Genomic DNA, 17,143 nt, shown 5'->3' on the forward strand with positions numbered 1-17,143 from the left:
CCAATTTCGATGGAGGATGAAGCGCGTGAGCATTTTTGAAAAGCTGGAATCCAACGTAAGATCTTACTGCAGAAGCTTTCCGGTAGTATTCGACCGGGCCAAGGAAGACCTGTTATTTTCTGAAGATGGAAGAGGATATATTGATTTTTTTGCAGGCGCAGGAGCGCTGAATTACGGTCACAACAACGATTATATCAAGGATCAGATTCTTGATTACTTAACTTCAGATCGGATTATGCATGGTCTGGACATGTATACAATGGCCAAGCGGGAATTCATCCAAAGCTTCTCGGAGCGGATCCTGGAGCCGCGAAAGCTGAATTACAAAATCCAATTCTGTGGTCCAACGGGAACGAACGCGGTTGAAGCAGCCCTAAAACTTGCACGCAAGGCGAAGAAGAGATCTGGGATATTCGCATTCATGGGTGGGTTCCACGGCATGTCACTAGGCAGCCTGTCAGCGACAAGCTCCAAGTCTATGAGGGAAGGGGCCGGACTGCCTCTGAATGGAGTTACGTTTATGCCGCATCCGAGTGGTGCTTTTGCAGAAATGGATACACTGGGTTATATCGAAAATATCCTGACTGATTCGCACTCGGGAATCGACAAACCGGCTGCCATTCTGCTTGAAACCATACAAGCGGAGGGCGGAATTCATGTCGCCGACGTGCAGTGGCTGCGCGGACTACAGCAGCTGTGCCGCGATCACGATATCCTGCTCATTACCGACGAGATTCAAGTTGGATGCGGCCGGGCTGGTGAATTCTTCTCCTTTGAACGTGCGGGGATCGAACCTGATCTCGTTACCCTGTCAAAGTCAATCAGCGGTTACGGTCTGCCGATGTCCATCCTGCTGCTGAAGCCGGAATTGGATCTCTGGACACCAGGGGAGCACAATGGTACCTTCCGTGGCAATCAGCTTGCCTTTGTTGCTGCCAAAGCTGCACTTGAGTTCAGAGACAAAGTCTCCCTGGAAACTCAGGTGAAGCAGAAAGAAGAATTTGTGCGTTCGTTTCTTGAAAAAGAAATTAAAACTCTGCATCCATCCATTGCGATCCGCGGAATTGGCCTGATCTGGGGGATCGACGTCTCTGGCTTCATAGATGAAGCTGGGGCGAAACGTATGTCTGAGATTTGCTTTGAGAATGGGCTCATTATTGAGAGAGCCGGCAGAGGAGACCTCGTTCTGAAGATCATGCCTCCTCTGACTGTCACGATGGAGCATCTGACCGCTGGCTGCAGTATTATCAAGTCCAGTATGCAGCAGGTAATCTCTGAGGAGGATCAAAGATTGCTGGTAACAACCTAAACCTGTTTAAAGCGGGGGCTGACCGTCCCGAAAATACACCTATGTACCTTCTGGGTGCCGTGCGGCTCCGTTGTTGAGATAACGCTTTCATATTGTAGTTTTTTCTATGCTGCTGTTTATCCGTCAAGCAGCAAGAAATTCAGCGCAAGTCCAAGGGCTGTCCCGTTCATACCATACGGAGCATTCTTTGAGCCTCATGCTTTATCATTGTCACATCTAAACGTCAGTAGAGCTCATACCCCGCAGCTGGTCTCTTACTTAATCACATCAAGGCTGCGGGGAAATACGAAAAATCGTACATAGAGTGATTAATGCCCCTGTAACTTTGGCTTTGAACCAAGGCAGCTTCGGTGCCGAATCCGGAGGTGTGGTCTAATTCCTGATGGATTACCGGAACTCTGCAGCAAGTCCTGCATCGATAGGAGGAACATGCCTTGTCCACCCCCATAATCCAATTCCAAACCAAATGTTGAATCCAAAGCTGTCTTTGTGAAGACCGTCTGCAGTAGAGCTTACTGAAAGAAGAAGAGCCGGAAGCTGCTGTATCTCTTGCTTGAAATGATATCTTTGTTTTGTTCTATGTATGAGAGCTGAAGGGGAAAGCCGTCAGGCAAAGTTATTGCTGTATATATTTAACCGGGTAAACACAGCGGTTAACTCGTAAAATCTACTGACACTGTTGTCCCATGTTTAGAAAGAGGCGAGCTCTGCTGCGGCATAATGCTCCGCCGGATGGATTTTACCGATGAAGAGAGGGGAACGATCCAGGTGGCTTTTGAAAAAGAAACGTTGTTTTGGAACGATAAATTTGATGGCGAAGAGTATACCTTGACACGGATGCCTTACAGCAAAACTCCAAATTCTTTGGCGCCCGTTATGACAACCGTCAGCGGTTCGCTTTCGGAGGAAGTGGCCCAGCGTATCTATCAAATGAGCAGGGGGACTCCGCTGGCTGCTTTCATGATTTTGCTTGCTGGTGTTCAAGTGCTTCTACATAAATATACGGGTGCTTCTGAAATTCTGGTCGGCATGCCTATTGTGCGGAAACAGGCGGAGACACGGCGCTCCGTTAATCATACAGTTATTTTGAAAAACTCGCTTTTGGAAGGTACGACATTTAAAACAGTTCTAAGCAAGCTGAGAACTTCTTTACCAGAAGCGATCCAGCATCAGCATATTCCATTCTTGAAAATGACGGAAAAGCTGGACCTGCAGTATGCAGATGGGATACCTGTTGTGCATACGCTGGTTTCCCTTAGGGAGCTGCATCTGGATGAGACCTTGCAAAATGTTGTCGCGGATTGTTCCTTTCAATTCAGCTTAGTGGAAGGGAAGATACAGCTATTCCTTTCATATAACGAGCTTTTATATGATTCCGAGTTGATGACTCGAGTTGTAGGCCATCTGAATCGTCTGCTGGCCGTGGGGCTTCGAGAGCTGGAGATGGACATCCTGCGGGTGGACATGCTGTCGGAGGACGAGAAATTTCAACTGCTGCAGAGATTTAACGATACAAAGAAGGACTATCCTCGTGATCAGACGATTCATCAACTAGTGGAGGAGCAGGCAGGACGGGTGCCCGAAGCGACGGCGGTTGTATTTGAGGGACAGCGGCTTTCGTACGCGGAGTTGAATGAAAGGGCAAACCGACTGGCACGCACGCTGCGATTCCTCGGTGTGCAGTCCAATCAACTGGTAGGTTTAATGGTCAGGAGATCGCTGGAAACCGTCGTCGGCATGCTGGCAGTACTGAAAGCCGGTGGTGCCTATGTGCCTATTGATCCGGAATACCCGGAAGAACGCATCCGCTATATTCTGGAGAACTCCAACGCGCAGCTGCTGCTGACTCAAAAAGAGCTGAAGCAGCGGGTGCCTTTTGAAGGAACGGTATTGGCGCTGGATGATGAGCAGGCGTACAGCGATGATGGGACTAATCTGGAGCCAGCCAGTGGTCCAAATGATTTGGCATACGTCATCTATACGTCAGGTACGACAGGCAATCCCAAAGGGGTCATGCTGGAGCATCGGGGTTTGGTCAGCTTGAAGCTGATGTTTGCGGAGAAGCTGGGCATCACGGAACATGATCGCATCGTTCAATTTGCCAGTTTATCGTTTGATGCGTCCTGCTGGGAAGTGTTCAAAGCTCTTTATTTTGGTGCAGCACTATATATCCCGACGGCAGAGACGATTCTAGACAACCGCCTGTTCGAGAATTATATGAACGAACATGCAATTACGGCAGCTATTTTGCCTCCGACGTACAGTGCTTATTTGAATCCGGACAGCCTCCCCAGCTTAACGAAGCTCATAACGGGCGGATCGGCAGTATCGGCCGAATTCGTACAGCAGTGGAAATCGAAGGTCCACTATTTTAATGCTTACGGACCCACCGAAGCTTCTATCGTCACAACGCTTTGGGATGCTGATGAGGAGCAGCCAGAGCGCAGGATCATTCCGATCGGCCGCCCGCTGGCCAATCACCAGATTTTTATTCTAGATACTCACCTCCAGCTTGTCCCTCGGGGAGTGGAAGGCGAGCTGTGTGTGGCAGGTGTTGGCCTTGCGAGAGGTTACCTGAACCTTCCGGAGCTGACAGCGGAAAAGTTCGTGGAACATCCGTTTGAGCCGGGAGAACGTCTTTACCGGACAGGAGACCTCGCACGCTGGCTGCCGGACGGAAATATTGAGTACATGGGCCGAATCGACCATCAAGTGAAAATCCGTGGATTTCGGATCGAAATTGGCGAGATTGAGGAGCAACTTCTAAAGATTGACTCCGTGCAGGAAACAATCGTCATTGCGAGGGATGGTAAAAGCGGGCAAGAACTGTGCGCATACCTGGTCGCGGGCGACGCGCTTACGCTTGACGAGTTGAGAAGAACGTTGGCAAAAAAAATGCCGAATTATATGATTCCGGCACATTTTGTTCAGCTTCCGCAGATGCCGCTTACACCAAACGATAAAATTGATCGCAAGGCATTGCCCGATCCCGAAGGCATCGCGCTTACCGGCGGTGAGTACGCAGCTCCGCGCAATGAAGCTGAGCAGACGCTTGCTGATGTCTGGCAGGCGGTATTGAACACCGATCGTGTTGGAATAACGGATCATTTTTTCGAGCTGGGTGGAGACTCGATCAAGTCCATTCAGGTTTCCTCACGGCTTCATCAAGCCGGTTACAAGCTGGAAATCCGGGATTTGTTTAAATATCCGACGATCTCGCAGCTCAGCCTGCATGTGAAGCCGATTGGGCGTACGATTGATCAAGGGGAAATAACGGGTGAAACGGTGCTGACGCCTATTCAGCATTGGTTTTTCGAGAGCGCCTTCGCGGATCAGCATCATTTCAACCAATCAGTGATGCTGTACCGGAAGGAACGTTTCAGCGAAGAGACTGTGTGCCAAGTGCTGCAGAAGCTGGCCGAGCATCATGATGCCTTGCGGATGGTGTTCTGCAAGACCGAACAGGGATTTATCGTGCGGAACCGCGCAGTTCAGGAAGGCGAGCTGTTCACGCTGGACGTATTTGACTTACAGGATGCGGACAACACTTCGCAGGCTGTGGAAGAGAAAGCAGCAAATATTCAAGCTGGTATCGATTTAGAGAACGGCCCCCTCGTTAAGGCGGGATTGTTCCGATGCATGGACGGCGATCACTTGCTGCTTGCGGTTCATCATGCTGTGGTGGACGGCGTGTCCTGGCGTATTTTAATGGAGGATTTCGCTCTGGGTTACGAGCAGGCTGGGCAAAGTAAGGAAATTCGTTTCCCGGCGAAAACGGATGCATACCGTACGTGGTCCGAGCAGCTGGCGGCTTATGCAAACAGCCCGGAGATGACAAAGGAACGAACCTATTGGCAGGCCGTGGAACAAATTGAAGTTCCGACCGTGCCGAAGGATATGGAAGTGCACGTTACGACGCAGCAGGACAGCGAATCGCTGTTTGTGCATTTGACCCCAGAAGAAACTGAACTGCTGCTGAAGCGGGTTCACCGAGCCTATAACACCGAAATGAATGATATTTTGGTAACGGCGCTCGGCATCGCCATTCGAAAGTGGTCGGGACACGAACGGGTGCGAATTAATCTCGAGGGGCACGGACGTGAATCAATCGGAACAGATATCGACATCACACGCACCGTTGGCTGGTTTACAACGAAGTTTCCAGTCGTCCTGGAGACTGAACCCGACCGAGATACCGCCTATCAGATCAAACAGGTCAAGGAAAGCCTGCGCCGTATTCCGAATAAAGGGCTTGGATATGGTGTCTGCCGCTATCTCTCCAAATCGGAGGATCATTTTGTCTGGGGGGCAGAGCCGGAAATCAATTTTAACTATCTCGGCCAGTTCGACGATGATGTCAATCAGGACGAGATCAGCATATCTCCTTATTCCAGCGGCAGCCCGACCAGTGACCGTCAGGCCCGCAGCTTTGTGCTGGATATTAACGGTATGGTGCTGGACGGCGTTTTATCTCTCGATCTCAGCTACAGCCTGAAGCAGTATCGTAAAGAGACAATAGAGACTTTTGCTCAGTACTTTGAGCAGAGTCTTCGAGAGCTCATAGCCCACTGTGCAGGAAAAGAAAAGACCGAATTGACGCCAAGTGACTTGCAGTTCAAAGGTCTGACTATTGCAGAGCTGGAGCAGCTCACCCTGCATTCAGGACATCGAGGTGAAATAGAAAATATTTATTCACTTACGCCGATGCAGAAAGGCATGTGGTTCCACAGCTCGCTTGATCGGCAAAACGCCGCTTACTTCGAGCAGACTCGGTTCACGATGCGCGGGGCACTTGATGTCCAGCTTTTCGAGAGAAGTTGGATGGAGCTGGCAAAACGACATCGGGTACTGCGGGCGAATTTTGTCAAAGGACCAGCGGGAGAGCCGCTGCAAGTGATATACCGGAACAAGCCGGTCGGATTTCAATATGAAGAGCTTCTTGATCTGCGGCTGGATGAGAAACAAGCGTATTTGAATAAAAAAGCCGAGGATGACAAGCTCCGCGGGTTCGACATGGAACATGATCCACTTGTTCGCTTTACAATCCTGCGTACCGAAGATGAAAGTTATCATGTGCTGTGGAGCTTCCAGCATATTCTGATGGACGGCTGGTGTCTGGCACAGCTGACGCAGGAGCTTTTTGAGACGTACTCGAATCTAGCATCCGGCAAACCGTTAGCGGAAGATAACGGGGCGGATTATGACGCCTATATCGAATGGCTGGAGAAGCAGGACGAACAGGCCGCAGCCGCTTATTGGACGGAATTCCTGACAGGTTATGAAGGACAAACCGTACTGCCAGGACAAAAGGAAGCTGTGCTCAATGACAAATTTACGGCTGATCATGTTACGGCCGAGCTGGGCAGGGAGCTTAGCCGGCGGATGGATCGGGTGGCGAGAGGGCACCAGATTACGGTCAATACGCTGCTGCAGGCAGCATGGGGTGTACTGCTGCAAAAATATAACGGAACAAACGATGCCGTATTCGGCAGCGTGGTGGCAGGAAGACCGGCTGAAATTCCGGGTGTCGAGTCCATGATCGGTCTGTTCATCAATACAGTACCTGTCCGTGTCTCGAGCGAAGCGGACACCTTGTTCGCCGATTTGATGACGAAAATGCAAGAGCGAGCGCTGGAGTCCGGACGTTATGAGTATTACCCGCTGTACGAAATTCAAGCTCGCAGCGTGCAGAAACAGAATTTGATCAATCATATCATTGCCTTTGAGAACTATCCGGTGGACGAGCAGATGGAGAAGGCGGGAGACCAGCAGCACGGCGACCTGACAATTGCTGACGTTCAGATGGAGGAGCAGACAAACTATAACTTCAATGTGACCGTGGCGCCGGGAGACGAGATCGAAATTCGGTTTGACTTTAATGCCGAAGTGTTTGATAAAGACAGCATTGAGCGGCTTAAGGGGCATCTCGTGCATCTGCTGGAGCAGGTGACGGCTAACCCGGAGATTACTGTGGGTGAGCTTGAACTTGTGACAGAGGCAGAAAAAGTTGATCTGCTTGAACGCTTTAACGACACAATGACGGAATTTCCGCGAGGAAAGACGCTCATTCAATTGTTCGAAGAACAGGCGGGGCGTATCCCGGATGCAGCGGCCATTTCCTTGAATGGGCAGGAGCTGACTTACCACGAGCTGAACGAACGAGTCAATCGTCTTGCCCGTACTCTGCGCTGCAGCGGAATATCCAAAGGCAGTCTTGTCGCTATTATGGCTGAACGTTCTATTGAAATGGTGGTAGGCATGCTGGCAGCACACAAAGCCGGAGCAGCATACGTACCGATTGACCCGGATTATCCTGAGGAGCGAATTCGTTTCTTGCTCGAGGATTCGGGGGCACAAGTTCTGCTGATTCAAAGCCGCCTGTGTAAGCGGCTGGCTGGCTCGGAGTCTGTGATTTTACTGGATAATGAGTCCTTCTATCACGAGGACGGCACAAATCTGATTCCGGGCACCGCAGCGACAGATCTGGCCTGCATCATCTATACGTCAGGTACGACAGGCAGGCCGAAAGGAAACCTGGTTTCACACCGCAGCATTGTGCGGATCGTGCGAAATACAAATTATATCGAAATCACGGAGCGGGATCATGTCCTCCAGCTGTCAAGCTACTCGTTTGACGGAGCAATTTTCGATATTTTCGGTGCTTTGACCAACGGGGCTCGGCTGGTACTGGTTCCCCGCGAGACTGTGCTGGAAATCGGGCAGCTGGCTGATCTCATCCAACACGAACAAATCTCGGTCATGCTGATTACGACAGCTTTTTTCAATGTTCTTGTCGATGTGAATGTCGACTGTCTGCGGGACGTCCGGGCCATTTTATTCGGAGGGGAACGTGTGTCGGTCGGTCATGTGCGTAAAGCACTCGCCCATATCGGACCAGGCAGGCTTAACCATTTATATGGACCATCGGAAAGCACCGTTTATACCACGTATCTTCCGGTTGACTTCGTGGATGAGTCAGCGGTTACGGTACCGATCGGACGGCCAATCAGTAATACAACAGTCTATATCGTCGACAGCCGGAATAAGCTTCTTCCGGTCGGCGTGGCTGGGGAGCTGTGCATCGGCGGGGAAGGTCTGGTACAGGGCTACAATAACCGACCGGAGCTGACGGCGGAGAAGTTTGTGGACAATCCGTTTGTATCTGGTGAGCGCATGTACCGGACGGGAGATTTGGCTAAATGGCTGTCTGATGGCACGATCGAATACGTAGGACGGACAGATGACCAAGTGAAAATCCGCGGTTTCCGGATTGAGCTGGGCGAGATCGAAGCGCAGCTTCAGAAAGTGGAGGGGATCCGGAAGGCGACAGTATTGGCGAGGGAAAACAACTCCGGTGAGAAGCAGCTCTGTGCTTATTACGAGGCAGACTTTGAGATTTCGACGTCCGAGTTGAAAAACATACTTTCCCAGGAACTTCCTGCCTATATGATCCCGGGATACTTGATCCAGTTGGAACGTCTGCCTCTCACAACGAACGGCAAGGTCGACCGCAGCTCCCTTCCGCTGCCGGAAGAGAGCCTGCAGCCGGGCGAAGAACATACGCCGCCCCGGACTCCGCTGGAAGCCAGCTTGGCAGGGATTTGGAAAAGTGTGCTTGGACTAGAACATATCGGTGTTTATGACGACTTTTTCGACCTAGGCGGACATTCCCTGCGAGCAACAACACTGGTGAGCAGGGTGCATCAGGAACTGAACGTTGAGCTGCCTCTGCGTGATGTATTCCGCTACTCGAGACTGGAAGAGATGGCCCTGGCTATCTCCCGAATTGAAGAGCGGGTGTTCTCATCTATTCCACTCGCAGAATCTAGAGCATATTATCCGCTTTCCTCAGCGCAGAAGCGGCTGTTTATCCTAAATCAGCTCGAAGGAGCCGATCAAAGCTACAACATGCCGGGGGTGCTGCTGCTGGAGGGATCAATGGACCGGAGTCTGCTGGAGAAAGCTTTCCGTGAATTGATCGCACGGCATGAAACGCTGCGAACCGGTTTTGAGGTCTTGCAGGGCGAAACCATACAGCGTATTTACGAAAATGTCGAATTTAATGTCCAGTACCGTCATGTGAGTGAGGAAAAAGCGCCAGAAATCATACAGGATTTCATCCGGCCTTTCGATTTGGCGAAGCCGCCACTGCTGCGGGCAGAGCTCGTAGAGCTGGCAGCCGAACGTTATTTGCTGATGTTTGACATGCATCATATCATCTCTGACGGGGTTTCGATGGACGTATTCGTCGGTGAACTCGTTCGTCTGTATGAAGGCGAGTCATTGGAGCCATTGCGCATTCAATACAAGGACTATGCGGTATGGCAGCAATCGGATGCGCAAAAAGTACAGTTGAAACGCGAAGAAGCATACTGGCTTGACCGTTACCAGGGAGAGCTGCCGGTTTTAGAAATGCCTACGGATTACCCGCGTCCTGCTGTGCAGAGCTTTGAAGGGCAAACATTGACGTCTTTTGTGGACGAGGAAACGAACGAAGGCTTGAAGCGGTTAGCCGCTCAAAGCGGAACGACGCTGTATATGGTGCTGCTTGCGGCCTATACCGTGCTTTTGCATAAATACACAGGCCAGGACGATCTGATTGTCGGAACATCGATTGCAGGCAGAACACATGGAGACACGCAGCCGTTAATAGGAATGTTCGTCAACACACTGGCGCTTCGCAATTATCCGGCTTCGGAGAAAACGTTCCTGTCCTATCTGGAAGAAGTGAAAGAAACAACCTTGGGTGCTTACGAGCACCAAAATTATCCGTTCGAAGAACTCGTCGATAAAGTGCAGATCAGCCGGGATCTGAGCCGTAATCCGCTTTTTGACACGATGTTCTCGCTGCAGAACCTTGAGGATAAAGAAGTAGAGCTGGAAGGGCTGAAATTGTCGCCGTACCCTAGTGAATACGGCTCGGCCAAGTTCGATCTGAGTGTGGATGTTGCGGAAGAAAACGGCGGTTTGGAGTGCAGCTTTGAATTCGCAACGGCTCTCTATAAAGAGAGCACGATTCGGCGATTGTCGACGCACTTTGGACAATTACTTACGGCGGTTGTAAGCCGTCCAGATGCAAAGATTGCTGACATGGATTGGTTAACGAATGAGGAAAAGGACCAAATTCTGTGCACATTCAATCCCGCACAGCCGGAAGCGGCTCCTGCGGCTGCATTCCATCGGCTGTTCGAGGAACAGGCGAAGCGCACACCGGAAGCGACGGCTGTTGTGTATGAGAATGACCGAATGACCTATGCAGCGCTGAACGAGCGGGCAAACCGTTTGGCGAGTACGCTGCGTGCAGGCGGCATTGGCCGGGAGTCCATCGTTGGCATTCTTGCCGAGCGTTCGGTGGACCTGCTGGTGGCTGTGCTGGGGGTGTGGAAGGCAGGCGGGGCCTATGTGCCGCTTGACCCGGATTATCCGGCAGACCGCGTGCGGTTCATGCTCGAAGACAGCGGAGCGAAAGTGCTGCTGACACAAACGGCACTGCGAGAGCGTGCCGAAGCGTGGCTGGGCGAAGAGGAACTGGCCTTGGCAGCGGTGCTGTATCTCGACGACGAAGCATCGTACAGCGATGAACGGGCAGATGCACCGACCGACGTTGTCCAAGGTTCGAGCATGGGTTCCAGCTTGGACTCCGCTGTAGTCTCTGGCAAGCTGACGGGGGTTGTAAACGACGGTGAGGATAGGCATCATGCTGCAAATGCTGTTGACATAGGTGATTTCCATGAAGCCCGTCCCGAAGATCTGGCGTATGTGATCTACACGTCGGGAACGACGGGCAGGCCGAAAGGGGTCATGATCGAGCACCGCAGCCTGGTCAACACCGCGGCAGGCTACCGGCGGGAATACCGATTAGATCAATTCCCGGTGCGGCTGCTGCAGCTGGCCAGCTTCTCGTTTGACGTGTTCGTAGGCGATATCGCGCGCACGCTGTACAACGGAGGCACGATGGTGATTGTGCCGAAGGACGACCGCATCGATCCGTCTCGGCTGCATGGCTGGATCGAGCGGGAGAACATCACTATCTTTGAATCCACACCGGCGCTGATCGTACCGTTTATGGAATACGTGTACGAGCAGGGGCTGGATATCAGCGGAATGGAGCTGCTGATTACGAGCTCGGACAGCTGCAGTGTGGCGGATTACCGGACGCTGCAGGAACGCTTCGGCTCATCGCTTCGCATCATCAACGCCTACGGTGTGACGGAAGCGGCCATTGATTCGAGCTTCTACGATGAGCCGCTGACGAAGCTGCCGCAGACAGGCAGCGTTCCGATTGGCAGGGCGTGGCTGAACGCGAAGTTTTACATTGTGGATGCCCATCTGAATCCGGTGCCGGTCGGGGTGCTGGGCGAGTTAGTCATCGGCGGAGTTGGGGTCTCGCGTGGGTACTTGAATCGTCCGGAGCTGACGGAAGAGAAGTTTGTGGACAGCCCGTTTGTCCCGGGTGAACGGTTGTACCGCACGGGAGATTTGGCGCGGTGGATGGAAGACGGAAATGTGGACTTCATCGGCCGGATCGACAACCAGGCCAAAATCCGGGGGCACCGGATTGAAACGGGTGAGGTTGAATCGCAGCTGCTGCAGGTGAAGGGCGTACGCGAAGCGGTGGTGCTGGTTCGAAATGACGCGAACGGGCAGAAGGCGCTGTGTGCGTATTATGCACCGGATACCGGCGCAGCGCTGGCGGTGAATGAGCTGCGCAGCACGCTGGCACAGGAGCTGCCGGGCTATATGATTCCGTCCTACTTCGTGGAACTGGCGCAGCTGCCTTTGACACCGAACGGAAAGGTTGACCGGAAGGTGCTGCCAGCGCCGGAAGGAGAAGCGGGGAGCGGGACAGAGTACGCCGCACCGCGCAATGAACTGGAAACGAAGCTGGTGGTCATTTGGCAGGAGGTACTGGGGCTTACAAGGCCGATCGGCGTTCACGATAATTTCTTCGACATCGGCGGGCATTCTTTACGGGCGACAACGCTGGTTAGCAAAATTCATAAAGAGCTGAACGTCGATCTGCCGCTGCGCGATGTGTTCCGCTATTCCATGATCGAGAGCATGGCAGCTGCCATTTCCCGGTTGGATGAACAGACATTCACTGCGATTCCGGCTGCAGATGAGCGAGAGGTGTACCCGCAATCTTATGCTCAAAAGCGTCTCTTTATCCTTAATCAATTGGAAGGTACGGAACTTACCTACAACATGCCGGAAGCGATGGTGCTGGAGGGTGCTTTGGACCGGGCGAGGTTTGAAGAAGCTTTCCGCAAGCTCGTGGCAAGGCATGAAGTGCTGCGCACCGGATTCGAAATGGTGGATGGGGAAGCATCACAGCGGTTATATCAGGACGTTAATTTTGCCGTGGAGCTGTACCAAGCGAAAGAGCAGGATGCCGAAGAGGTGGTTCGACGTTTCGTCCGTCCGTTTGACTTGGCAAAGCCTCCGCTGCTGAGAGTCGGCCTTGTGGAACTTGCTCCGGAACGCCACATTCTAATGTACGATATGCATCACATTATTTCCGACGGCGTCTCGATGGAAATCTTTGTTGAAGAATTTATCCGCTTGTACGGCGGTGAGCAGTTGGAGCCACTGCGTATTCAGTACAAAGACTATGCGGTTTGGCAGCAGTCACAGGCACAGAAGGAGAAGCTGCAGCGTCAGGAGCTGTATTGGCTGGACATGTTCCAAGGGGAGCTTCCGGTGCTGGAAATGCCAACCGACTATCCACGTCCGGCCGTGCAGTGTTACGAAGGCCAAACGCTGGAATTTTTCCTCGACGCTCCAGAAACTGAGCGCCTGAAGCGGTTGGCCTCGGAAACGGGGACAACATTATTTATGGTGCTGCTTGCGGCGTATAACGTGCTTTTGCACAAATATTCGGGTCAGGAAGACGTGATCGTCGGTACACCGATTGCGGGAAGGAACCATGGCGATGTACAGCCGTTAATCGGTATTTTCTTAAATACACTGGCGATCCGCAGTTATCCGGCTGCGGACAAGACATTCCTGTCTTACCTTCAGGAAGTGAAAGAAACGACACTCCAAGCCTTCGAACATCAAAACTATCCGTTTGAAGCGTTGGTAGAGAGAGTGCAGGTTACCCGTGATTTGAGCCGCAATCCGCTCTTTGACACCCTGTTTACGATGCAGAATACGGAAAATGAGGAATTTGAGTTGGAAGGCCTGCGCCTGATTCCTTATCCGAGTCAGTTGGATACCGCGAAGTTTGATATCAGCCTGGATGTAGGGGAAGAGAACGGCGGCTTGGATTACAGCTTCGAATATGCGACAGCTCTCTACAAAAGGGAAACGGTCGAAAGGCTGGCTAAACATTACGAGCAGCTGCTCATAACAGTCGCAAGCCAACCTGATACAAAGATTGCCGAGCTGGATTGGTTAACGAATGAGGAAAAGGACCAAATTCTGGGCGGGTTTAACCCGTCCCAGCCGGAAGCGGCTCCTGCGGCTGCATTCCATCGGCTGTTCGAGGAACAGGCGAAGCGCACGCCGGAAGCGACGGCTGTTGTGTATGAGAATGACCGAATGACCTATGCAGCGCTGAACGAGCGGGCAAATCGTTTGGCGAGTACGCTGCGTGCAGGCGGCATTGGCCGGGAGTCCATCGTTGGCATTCTTGCCGAGCGTTCGGTGGACCTGCTGGTGGCTGTACTGGGGGTGTGGAAGGCAGGCGGGGCCTATGTGCCGCTTGACCCGGATTATCCGGCAGACCGCGTGCGGTTCATGCTCGAAGACAGCGGAGCGAAGCTGCTCCTGACACAAACGGCACTGCGAGAGCGTGCCGAAGCGTGGCTGGACGAAGAGGAACTGGCCTTGGCAGCGGTGCTGTATCTCGACGACGAAGCATCATACAGCGATGAACGAGCAAATGCACCGATCAGTGGTGTCCTAGGTTCGAGCATGGGTTCCAGCTTGGACTCGGCTGTGGTCTCTGGCAAGCTGACGGGGAGTGTAAACGACGGTGAGAATAGACGTCATCCGAATGCTGCTGACCCGGGTGATTTCCATGAAGCCCGTCCCGAGGATCTGGCGTATGTGATCTACACGTCAGGAACGACGGGCAGGCCGAAAGGGGTCATGATCGAGCACCGCAGTCTGGTCAACACCGCGGCAGGCTACCGGCGGGAATACCGGTTAGATCAATTCCCGGTGCGGCTGCTGCAGCTGGCGAGCTTCTCGTTTGACGTGTTCGTGGGCGATATCGCGCGCACGCTGTACAACGGAGGCACGATGGTGATTGTGCCGAAAGACGACCGCATCGATCCGTCTCGGCTGCATGACTGGATGGAGCGGGAGAGAATCACTATCTTTGAATCCACACCGGCGCTGATCGTACCGTTTATGGAATACGTGTACGAGCAGGGGCTGGATATCAGCGAAATGGAGCTGCTGATTACGAGCTCGGACAGCTGCAGTGTGGCGGATTACCGGACGCTGCAGGAACGCTTCGGCTCATCGCTTCGCATCATTAATGCCTACGGTGTGACGGAAGCCGCCATTGATTCGAGCTTCTACGATGAGCCGCTGACGAAGCTGCCGCAGACAGGCAGCGTTCCGATTGGCAGAGCGTGGCTGAACGCGAAGTTCTACATTGTGGATGCCCATCTGAATCCGGTGCCGGTCGGGGTGCTGGGCGAGTTAGTCATCGGCGGAGTTGGGGTCTCGCGCGGGTACTTGAATCGTCCGGAGCTGACGGAAGAGAAGTTTGTGGACAGCCCGTTTGTCCCGGGTGAACGGCTGTACCGCACGGGAGACTTGGCGCGGTGGATGGAAGACGGAAATGTGGACTTCATCGGCCGGATCGACAACCAGGCCAAAATCCGGGGGTACCGGATTGAAACGGGTGAGGTTGAATCGCAGCTGCTGCAGGTGGAGGGCGTACGCGAAGCGGTGGTACTGGTTCGAAATGATGCGAACGGGCAGAAGGCACTGTGTGCGTATTATGCACCGGATACCGGCGCAGCGCTGGCGGTGAATGAGCTGCGCAGCACGCTGGCACAGGAGCTGCCGGGCTATATGATTCCGTCTTACTTCGTGGAGCTGGCGCAGCTGCCTCTGACGCCAAACGGAAAGGTTGACCGGAAGGCGCTGCCAGCGCCGGAAGGAGAAGCGGGGAGCGGGACAGAGTACGCCGCACCGCGCAATGAACTGGAAACGAAGCTGGCGGTCATTTGGCAGGAGGTACTGGGGCTTACAAGGCCGATCGGCATTCACGATAATTTCTTCGACATCGGCGGGCATTCTTTGAGGGCGACGACGCTGGCAGGCAAGATATTTAAAAAGTTAAACATCAACTTGGCGCTGCGCGACGTATTCCGTCACTCCACAATCGCAGCAATGGCTGAGGCGATCGGCAGGATGGAACGGCAGGAGCATGAAACGATTCCTCCAGCGGAAGAAATGGAGTACTATCCTCTGTCCTCTGCGCAGAAAAGGCTGTTCATTCAGCATACGCTGGATGGAGCGGATCAGCTTTACAACATGCCGGAACTGGTGCAGCTGGAAGGCAAGCTTGATCTGGATCGGGTAGAAGCTGCCCTGCAGAAATTGATAGTACGGCATGAATCGCTGCGCACCGGTTTTGAACTCGTGAAGGGTGAGGCCGTTCAGCGGATTTACTCCCAGGTCGATTTTGCTGTTGAGCATCATCAAGCGAATAAAGATGATGCAGCTCAAATCGAGCAGATTGTTCGTACCTTCATCCGTCCGTTTGAACTAGGCAAGCCGCCTCTGCTGCGCGCCGGGGTCATCGAACTGGAGCAAGACCTGCATATTCTCCTTTTCGACATGCACCATATGGTGTCCGACGGCATGTCCATGGCCATTGTGATGGATGAGTTCTCACGTTTTTACGCCGGGGAAGAACTGCTGCCACTGCGCATTCAATACAAGGATTATGCAGTTTGGCAGCAGTCGAAGGCTCAACGGGAACGGATTGCGAAGCAGGAAGCCTACTGGCTGCAGACCTTCGAAGGCGAACTTCCGACGGGTGAACTGCCAATGGACTACGAACGGTCTGCGGTTCGCAGCTACGAAGGTGCGCATCTGGATTTCGATGTTGAAGCTTCACTCTCTGCGCGGCTGCGTGATTTGGCATCCGAACATGAATGCACGCTGTTTATGGTACTGCTTGCGGCTTATACGGTGCTGCTGTCCAAATACAGCGGGCAGGAAGATTTGATCGTGGGCACCCCGGTGGCAGGAAGAACAAACGCAGATTTGGAACCGATTGTTGGGATGTTTGTCAATACACTGGCCATTCGTAATTATCCGTCTGGTGAAAAAACGTTCTTGTCCTACCTGAAAGAAGTGAAAGAAATGGCTTTGGGGGCTTTCGAGAATCAGGATTACCCTTTCGAAGAGCTCGTGGAGCGTTTGAATGTGAAACGGGAGCCAGGCCGTTTTCCGCTGTTTGATGCCCTTTTCGATTTACAAAATATCGAAGAACGAGATGCAGAATTGGAAGGGGTCAGTCTGAAGAATTACGAGCTTGACCAAATAGAAGAGGCGAAGTTCGATCTCGCGCTGTTTATGTATGAAAACAACGGAGCGCTGAGTGGAGGTTTCTTCTACGCTGCCAAGCTGTTCAAAGAAGCGAGGGTCCGTGCCCTGAGCGAGGATTATTTGCGAGTACTGTCTCAAATTGCGGAGAATCCACAACTCGCGCTGAGCCGGATCGAATGTCATAAACCGTCAGCAGGCACAAAGAATGCCGTCGATAAGATTGAATTCGCATTCTAATTTTACAAGCGTACTGCTGCTGCCAACGTAAACGGTGCACATCGGAACGAAGACAATGAACACTATGCAGGCCCC

Annotated in this window: 2 protein-coding genes; both read left to right on the forward strand. The window is 52.7% G+C overall.

Going from position 1 to position 17,143, the window contains the following annotated elements:
* Nucleotides 1-25: 25 nt before the first annotated feature.
* Nucleotides 26-1,309 carry a diaminobutyrate--2-oxoglutarate transaminase gene (ectB, locus tag ABXS70_RS00540; RefSeq protein WP_342552942.1) on the forward strand — a complete coding sequence of 428 codons (1,284 nt, stop codon included), beginning with the start codon at nt 26-28 and terminating at the stop codon, nt 1,307-1,309.
* 720 nt (nt 1,310-2,029) lie between these two features.
* A complete protein-coding gene (locus ABXS70_RS00545) occupies nt 2,030-17,068 on the forward strand; it encodes an amino acid adenylation domain-containing protein (protein WP_366293167.1) in 15,039 nt (5,012 codons plus the stop codon).
* The last annotated feature ends 75 nt before the right edge of the window (nt 17,069-17,143 follow it).

This window comes from Paenibacillus sp. AN1007, assembly GCF_040702995.1.
Lineage (GTDB): Bacteria > Bacillota > Bacilli > Paenibacillales > Paenibacillaceae > Paenibacillus.